Here is a 6877-nt window from a genome sequence, read left to right as displayed (position 1 = left end):
GGCAAATAAAAGCTGAGCAGGTTTAAAAACTGAACCGTTGCAGGGGATTCAGGCGAATCCCCTGCTTTCCATCAAGCTAAAAACGGTTCAGAAAAAGGACAATCAGGCTGCTTCCGCGGCAGTCTCCTGATCAGGGCTCTGCAAACGCTGGAAAGCATCCGGATTTTCAACAGCAAGACGCAGCTGCGCCACAAGAGCCCTGCGGCCTACATCCATCAGCGCCAGCTGATTGCGAGTGCTCTTCATCTCCTCTTCCGAGGCACGGATTGCAGAAACAAGCTGCCGAGCAGGATCCGAGAGGTCGTTCAGGGCGTATTGCTTGCCCGCGAGGGTAATGGTTGCGCTTGACGAATTTTCAGAATTTGAATCCGTTGCAGGGGAGGAGTTGTCCAAATCAGAAAAAAACTCTCGATTACTTGTAGCCGCGATCAGTACTTGCCCTTGCGTCATTCACAAAAATTCAATGACAGCCCCCGCGCCTTGCCGTCCTCCAAGATCAACCATTAACCAAGGCTTCAAACCTTCACACAAAATTAAAACCGTGATCTCAGCCGAAGGTCGTAGCAATGGAAGACATACTGATCCATTGACCGACATGATCCTCAAGAATATCCCCCTCAAATTCATCTTGTCTGCCCAATCACCAAGCCGCTTAACAGGAACAACCTCTTACCAGAAAGGCAGGAGATATTTCAGACAAAACAAGAGCCGAGCAACAAACAATCTGAAACAGAAAGATAAAAACACCTGGCCATCACCAATGACCCTCAACAGCAAGACATTTCATCATTCAGGATTCCTGACACTCAAAAGCAATATTTTCGCATTTTGACGATTCAACGATTGAGCCGGGGGTAATCAACCTTCTTGGCGGTGGGAAGCCCGTTCCAATCCGAGACTGAATTCAGGTCGCAGATCAGACTTGATGAAGCTGCACCGCTGCCCCCCCCCCTCAGCATGAAAACGCACAAGCCCTTGAGACAACTGGTGATCCAAGGCTGGCCAGCGGAGAGACGTTGGTCATGATCGATGTGATCGGCACCGACGCCGGGGCGCCCGCCTCGTTGCCCGCTCCACAGCAGACATTGCTGCGGGCGGCGGCCGTGATTGCAGCACCACAGCGGTTGCAGGCTGCTCTGCAGGACTGGCTGGGGGACGCCAAGCCCGAGCTGCTCAGCAGCGATGACCCGCGGGCTCTGGTGGACAGCCTGCAATCCCGGCCTGCGGAAAAGCCTGTAGTGGTGCTGGCCAGCGGCGATCCGCTCTGGTTCGGCCTGGGGCGCATTCTTTGCGACCGCATCGGGGCAGAGCGGCTGCGGTTTCATCCCGCCCCCACATCGCTGCAGCTGGCCTTCTCCCGCATCGGGCGCCCCTGGCAGGACGCCGACTGGGTGAGCTTGCACGGACGGGACCCCGAAATCCTGGCCAGCACCCTGCAGAAGCGACCCGCAGCCCTGGCGGTGCTGACGGACCCAAACCAGGGGGGCGCCGGCACCGTGCAGCAGATATTGCGCAGCAGCGGGCTGGAGGCCAGCACAGACCTGTGGCTCTGCGAAAACCTCGGGCACCCCGATGAACGGGTGCTGCTGATCGCCCCCGGCACCGCACTACCAACAGATCTGCAGCCGCTGCTGATTGCACTGCTGATCGCCCGCGAACCCGCCGCACCGGATCCGCATCAACTGCCCTTGTTCGGGCTCGATGACGGGCTCTACCTGCAGCACAGCGATCACCCCGGATTGATGACCAAGCGGGAGGTGCGCATCCAACTCCTGGCCGAACTCGCCTTGCCGCCGCAGGGCGTGCTCTGGGATCTGGGGGCCGGCACCGGCAGCGTTGGTCTCGAGGCGCTGCGCCTGCGCCCAGGGCTGCAACTGCTGGCGGTGGAACGCCGCGCCGGTGGCGCGCAACTGATCCAACGCAATGCACAACGGCTCGGCGTCAGCCCCGCGGCGGTGCTGGAGGCCGACGCCACCACGGTGCTGAACGAAGGGCTCCCCGATGGCCTCAGCCAGCCCGATCGGGTTCTGCTCGGAGGCGGTGGCGCCCAACGGGAACGCCTGCTGCAGGAGGTGCTAACGCGACTGCGATCTGGAGGTGTTGTGGTGATCCCCCTGGCGAGCATCGAGGCCTTGGCCAGCGTTCGGCCGCTGCTCGAGAACGCTGGGTTGGCCGTGCGCGTGCAGCAACTGCAGGCCTGGCGGGGACAACCGCTGGGGGATGGCACCCGCCTGGCTCCGATGAACCCCACCTTGATCGTGACGGGAATGAAGCCGGCTTGAGCCGACCTCACGGCGAAAGCTGGAGCGGGGTGATCCGAACCGGATCGCCGATGCCAATGCCAAGCCGCTGCGCCTCACCGGCACCGATCTCAATCACCGCATCAACGAAATCAGCCCGTCCATTGCCATCGGCATCGGCGGCGTAGGAGCGACAGGGCAGGGCACCACAGGTGGGAACGGCAGGCACCAGATCGAGCACGCGCCCATCGCGCACAAAGATCATGTCGAGAGGCGCAAGGGTGTTGAACATCCAGAAGCGCTGCGGCTGGGGGGTGGCAAAGGGAAACCACATCCCGCGCAAGGGCGGCAGAGCCGGCCTCTGCATCAAGCCCAGCCGCTGCTGCTCCGGACTGCGGGCCACCTCGAGATCAATACAATGCTGCTGGGCCACGCACCAGCGGGCCTCAGCCGGCAGCCATTGCGGCGGTGACTCAGGGGGCAGAGCATCCATGGCCGCTCAAGCCTCCGGCAACACCTGCCCGAGGCAATAGCCCCGGCCGCGCACGGTGTGCAGCAAACGGCGTTCTCCACCGGCCTCCAGCTTCTGGCGGAGATAGCGCACGTACACCTCCACAACATTGCTGCTGGAACGCTCCCCCTGCCACACCTCCTGAAGCAGCAGCTCGCGGCTCAACACCTGGCCGCGCCGCCGCAAGAGCACCTGCAACAGCATGAATTCCCGGGCCGTCAATGCCACCACACGGTCTCCCCGCCGCACCGTTCGGTTGGTGGGATCGACACTGAGATCGTCCAGCTCAAGCAACGCCGGTCGCTGGCCCGAGCGCTGTTGAATCGTGCGGTGCAGGCGCAGACGCAGCAACAGATCGCTGGGCCCGATCTCCGAGAGCCAGAAATCATCGGCACCGGTCCCCAGGCAGGCGGCGCGGGCCTCAACGCTGTCGCGTTCCAGATCCAACAGGATCGGCATGGCCCCGAAACGGCTGCGCAGGTCTTGAATCAATGCGGCCTGATCGGCCGCCAGCACAGCGGCCACTGGAGATTCACCCGGTTCAGGGGCATGGGCCGAGGGCCCGGCACTGAGCCAGTCGAGGGTGGCGTAGCCCGATGCAGCCAGACGGGGCGCCAGCGACACCGCCGAAGGGCCTGCCAACAGCAACAGGGGATCAGCGTTCATTCCCGCTCGGGCTTGGCGATGTGGGGCAGGCCCCAACCCAATTTGTTGCGCAGCACCTGGAAGAACTCATGGTCGGCGAGACGCACAAAGCGCACGGGGTGATCACTCCGGCGGATCAGCACCCGATCTTCCGGCCAGACATAGCAACCGGCACTGCCGTCCACCACCATCATCAGCCGCTCCGGCGTGGCTGGAAAAATCGTGACGGGTTCACGGTCGCTGAACACCAGGGCGCGGGAGGCCAGGGAATGGGGCGCGATCGGGGTGAGTTGCAGCACCGGACAATCCGGCGTGATCACCGGCCCCCCGGAACTGAGGGCATAGGCCGTCGAGCCCGTCGGCGTGGAGAGGATCACGCCATCGGCGGCAATATCCACCGGAGCGTGGCGGCCGATGGCGATCTCGAAGTGACACATGCTCGTGAGCGGCTCACGGTGCAGGGCCATCTCGTTGAGAGAAAGCGCCTCCCAGCGGCGCTGATCGCCCCGCATCACGCTCACCACAAGGTTGCTGCGTTCTTCGATCGTCCATTGCTGGGTGAGCACCACATCAAGGGCCCGGTCCAGATCATCGAGATAAGCCTCGGCCAGGAATCCCAGGTGGCCCGTGTTGATCGTGAGAATCGGAATCCCCACAGGAGCGGTCTGCCGCGCGGCGGAGAGCACCGTGCCGTCACCCCCCAGCACGATGGCCAACACCATCGATTGATCGAAGCCCTTGGGCACACAGGCGCTGTAGCCGCGCAGGCGCAGATGCTGATCAGGGTTGGCAAAGCCCACCATGCCCCCGGAACTGCTGGCCCGCTCCACGGCATGGCCGGCCGCCTCCAGGCGCTGCTGAATCGAGTCCGCCGTCTGCACCGCCAGCGGTTTGCCGTCATTGACGATCAGTCCGATCCGGGGCACTGATCCACGACGGGTAGAGGTCAGCCTCAGCCTATGGGACGCGCGAGAACTGAACGCCGCTCAGTAACGAAGGTTCCCGATCAGAACTGCTCGAGGAAGCGCAGATCGCTGGTGTACAGCCGGCGGATGTCGTCAATGCCATGACGCACCATGCAGAAGCGCTCCACCCCAAGGCCCGCGGCAAAACCGCTGTAGCGCTCAGGATCGAGGCCCAGCCCTTCCAGCACAGCGGGATCGACCATGCCGCAGCCCATCACCTCCAGCCAGCGGCCGCGCCACTGCACATCCACCTCGGCGGAGGGCTCGGTGAAGGGGAAATAACTGGCCCGGAAACGCACCGGCAGGTCACCGAAGAAGGCCTTGAGGAAGGCCATCACCGTGCCGCGCAGGTGGCTGAAATCCAGACCCTCATCAATGGCCAGCACCTCCACCTGGTGGAACACCGGCGAGTGGGTGGCATCAACGGCATCACGGCGATACACCCGTCCGGGAGCCACGATCCGCACCGGCGGCGGGTTCTCTTCGAGGTGACGGATCTGCACCGGGGAGGTGTGGGTCCGCATCAGCAGGTCACCTCCGAGATAGAAGGTGTCTTGCATGTCCCGGGCCGGATGGTCCTCGGGGATGTTCAGCGCAGTGAAGTTGTAGTGGTCCCGCTCCACCTCAGGCCCCTCGGCCACGCTGTAGCCGAGGCCCAGGAACAGATCGACGATCTCTTCAGTGGTGGTGATCAGGGGATGGCGATGCCCCATCCGCACCCCGGAAGCCGGGGCGGTGACATCGAGGCTTTCCCTGGCGATGCGCTCCGCCATGGCCGCCTGCTTCACGGCCTGCAGCCGCTCTCCCAACAGCGACTGCACCTGCGTTTTCAGCACGTTGGCGCGCTGGCCCACCAGGGGACGCTCCTCACCGGGCAACTTGCCCATCGCTCCCAGCACACCGGAGATGCGGCCCTTCTTGCCCAGCAGCCCGACCCGCAGTTGCTCCAGCGCAGCGGCATCAACCGCCTCGGCGATCTCCGCCGCGGCCTGCTGCTCGAGGGCATCGAGTTGGTCGGTGAGCTGCTGCAGGGTGACCGGTGCGCTCACAGGGATGGAACAGACAGCTGCCGACTGTAAGCAGCCGTGCCGCTTAGGTTCACCTCAGTGCATATGACCCCATGGCCCCGCTGCGGATCCTGATCAGCAATGACGATGGGGTCTTCGCCGACGGCATCCGAACCCTGGCCGCCGCAGCGGCAGCCCGCGGCCACCAGGTGACGGTGGTCTGCCCGGATCAGGAACGATCGGCCACAGGCCATGGCCTCACCCTGCAGACCCCCATCCGCGCCGAGCGGGCCGATGAACTATTCGCCCCAGGGGTCACCGCCTGGGCCTGCAGTGGCACCCCCGCCGACTGCATGAAGCTGGCCCTGTTCGAACTGGTGAAGGAGAAGCCAGACCTGGTGCTCTCCGGCATCAATCACGGCCCCAACCTGGGAACCGATGTGTTCTGCTCCGGCACCGTTGCCGCAGCCATGGAAGGCACCCTTGAGGGGATTCGTTCCCTGGCGGTGAGCAGCGCCTGCTTCCAGTGGCGTCAGTTCCAGGCGGCCGCCGATCTTGCACTGGAGGTGAGTGAACAGGCCATCGCCGACCAGTGGCCCGACAACCTTCTGCTCAACCTCAACATCCCCCCCTGTGCCCGGGAGGAGATGGGGGCACTGCGCTGGACCCGTCTCTCGATCCGGCGCTACGACGAGCAATTCAGCCGTCGGGAAGACCCCCGTGGCCGCGCCTACTACTGGCTGGCCGGAGAAGCCGTGCAGGATCTGGAATCAGCCGGAGAAGGCCCAAGGGATTGGCCCAGTGATGTGGCCCAGATCCACGCCAATTCCCCCTCACTCACACCGATTCAGCCCGACCTGTTCTGGCGGGGCCCCCTCAGCGGACTGCCGCAGCTCAAGCTCAAGGATCAACTGGTGCGGTAAACCCGCTGCAGCAACCAAAGGGAGAACAACACCCCGATCAGGTGGGCGAACAGCACCTGGGTGTTGCTGAGCACAGACAGCATTTCCAGGGAGGTGATCGCCAGGTTGTCGGCCATGCCGCGGCCGCCGATGGCAATGCCGGGAGTCTGCATCGAGGCCTGCACGAACAGGCTGCCGGCGAGGGCCTGATAGCCGATGGTGGCGAAGGTAAGACCCAGAAGATCCGCCAACAGTCCCCGTTTGATCAGCCGCGCCACCTCGCCCCGACTGGGACGGGCCGCGCTGTCGATGGCCCGACCGGTCCGAACGATCAGCCAGCCCTGCCAGAGGCTGAACAGCAGCACGAGGAAGGCCAGGGATGTGAGCGAAAGGCCAGGCCCCAGGCCCACGGCACGTTCGGAATTGCGGGCCAGGCTGCCGCCGATGTTGTTGAACAGCAGAACGCCCACTACAACGATGCCGAGGACCACCTGGATCCAGAACCGAATCCATCCCATCCGACGCACGCCGAACGACAACTTCTGGAAATCGAGGCGGTCTGGCATGCCCTGGTGCTCGGTCGTTCAAACTTGCCACCAAAGCGCCC

The 6877-nt window shown here is 63.7% G+C and carries 9 protein-coding genes; 3 read left to right on the top strand and 6 right to left on the bottom strand.

The genetic code is table 11. From position 1 onward, the window contains the following. Positions 1 to 102: 102 nt before the first annotated feature. Positions 103 to 450, bottom strand: coding sequence for a DUF6447 family protein (locus SynRS9907_RS04450; RefSeq protein WP_188021949.1), 348 nt, complete (start codon positions 448 to 450; stop codon positions 103 to 105). Between the two features lie 13 nt (positions 451 to 463). On the opposite strand from SynRS9907_RS04450, the gene SynRS9907_RS04445 reads away from it, so the two are divergent. Together SynRS9907_RS04445 and cbiE are read left to right on the top strand one after the other, a co-directional pair. Further along, positions 464 to 832, top strand: a complete 369-nt coding sequence (locus SynRS9907_RS04445; protein WP_188021948.1) for a hypothetical protein — start codon at positions 464 to 466, stop codon at positions 830 to 832. Positions 833 to 1022: 190 nt separating this feature from the next. Beyond that, the gene (cbiE, locus tag SynRS9907_RS04440; protein ID WP_188021947.1) at positions 1023 to 2282 is read left to right on the top strand and encodes a precorrin-6y C5,15-methyltransferase (decarboxylating) subunit CbiE; all 1260 of its coding nucleotides are present in this window, start codon (positions 1023 to 1025) and stop codon (positions 2280 to 2282) included. Between the two features lie 7 nt (positions 2283 to 2289). Here the strand turns inward: cbiE and SynRS9907_RS04435 are convergent, their stop codons facing one another. From SynRS9907_RS04435 to pheS, 4 genes are all read right to left on the bottom strand, one after another. Continuing rightward, complete coding sequence (locus tag SynRS9907_RS04435) at positions 2290 to 2733, bottom strand: DUF192 domain-containing protein (RefSeq protein ID WP_188021946.1); 444 nt, start codon at positions 2731 to 2733, stop codon at positions 2290 to 2292. 6 nt (positions 2734 to 2739) lie between these two features. Continuing rightward, the gene (locus SynRS9907_RS04430; RefSeq protein ID WP_188021945.1) at positions 2740 to 3417 is read right to left on the bottom strand and encodes a winged helix-turn-helix domain-containing protein; all 678 of its coding nucleotides are present in this window, start codon (positions 3415 to 3417) and stop codon (positions 2740 to 2742) included. Then, positions 3414 to 4322 carry an NAD(+) kinase gene (locus tag SynRS9907_RS04425; RefSeq protein WP_188021944.1) on the bottom strand — a complete coding sequence of 303 codons (909 nt, stop codon included), beginning with the start codon at positions 4320 to 4322 and terminating at the stop codon, positions 3414 to 3416. The genes SynRS9907_RS04430 and SynRS9907_RS04425 overlap by 4 nt, the downstream gene beginning before the upstream one ends. 80 nt (positions 4323 to 4402) lie before the next feature. After that, the gene (gene pheS, locus SynRS9907_RS04420) at positions 4403 to 5410 is read right to left on the bottom strand and encodes a phenylalanine--tRNA ligase subunit alpha (protein ID WP_186542061.1); all 1008 of its coding nucleotides are present in this window, start codon (positions 5408 to 5410) and stop codon (positions 4403 to 4405) included. Positions 5411 to 5481: 71 nt separating this feature from the next. Here pheS and surE point away from each other — a divergent pair, with 71 nt between their 5' ends. Continuing rightward, positions 5482 to 6291: a 5'/3'-nucleotidase SurE gene (surE, locus tag SynRS9907_RS04415; protein WP_114988405.1), complete on the top strand. Its 810-nt coding sequence runs from the start codon at positions 5482 to 5484 to the stop codon at positions 6289 to 6291. Here surE and SynRS9907_RS04410 read toward each other — a convergent pair. After that, complete coding sequence (locus tag SynRS9907_RS04410; RefSeq protein ID WP_006849623.1) at positions 6276 to 6836, bottom strand: DUF3611 family protein; 561 nt, start codon at positions 6834 to 6836, stop codon at positions 6276 to 6278. The two genes, surE and SynRS9907_RS04410, sit on opposite strands and share 16 nt — an antisense overlap. Between the last annotated feature and the right edge of the window lie 41 nt (positions 6837 to 6877).

The sequence above is a fragment of the Synechococcus sp. RS9907 genome (assembly GCF_014279615.1).
GTDB lineage: Bacteria > Cyanobacteriota > Cyanobacteriia > PCC-6307 > Cyanobiaceae > Parasynechococcus.
This window is presented reverse-complemented; position numbering and strand designations above follow the sequence as displayed.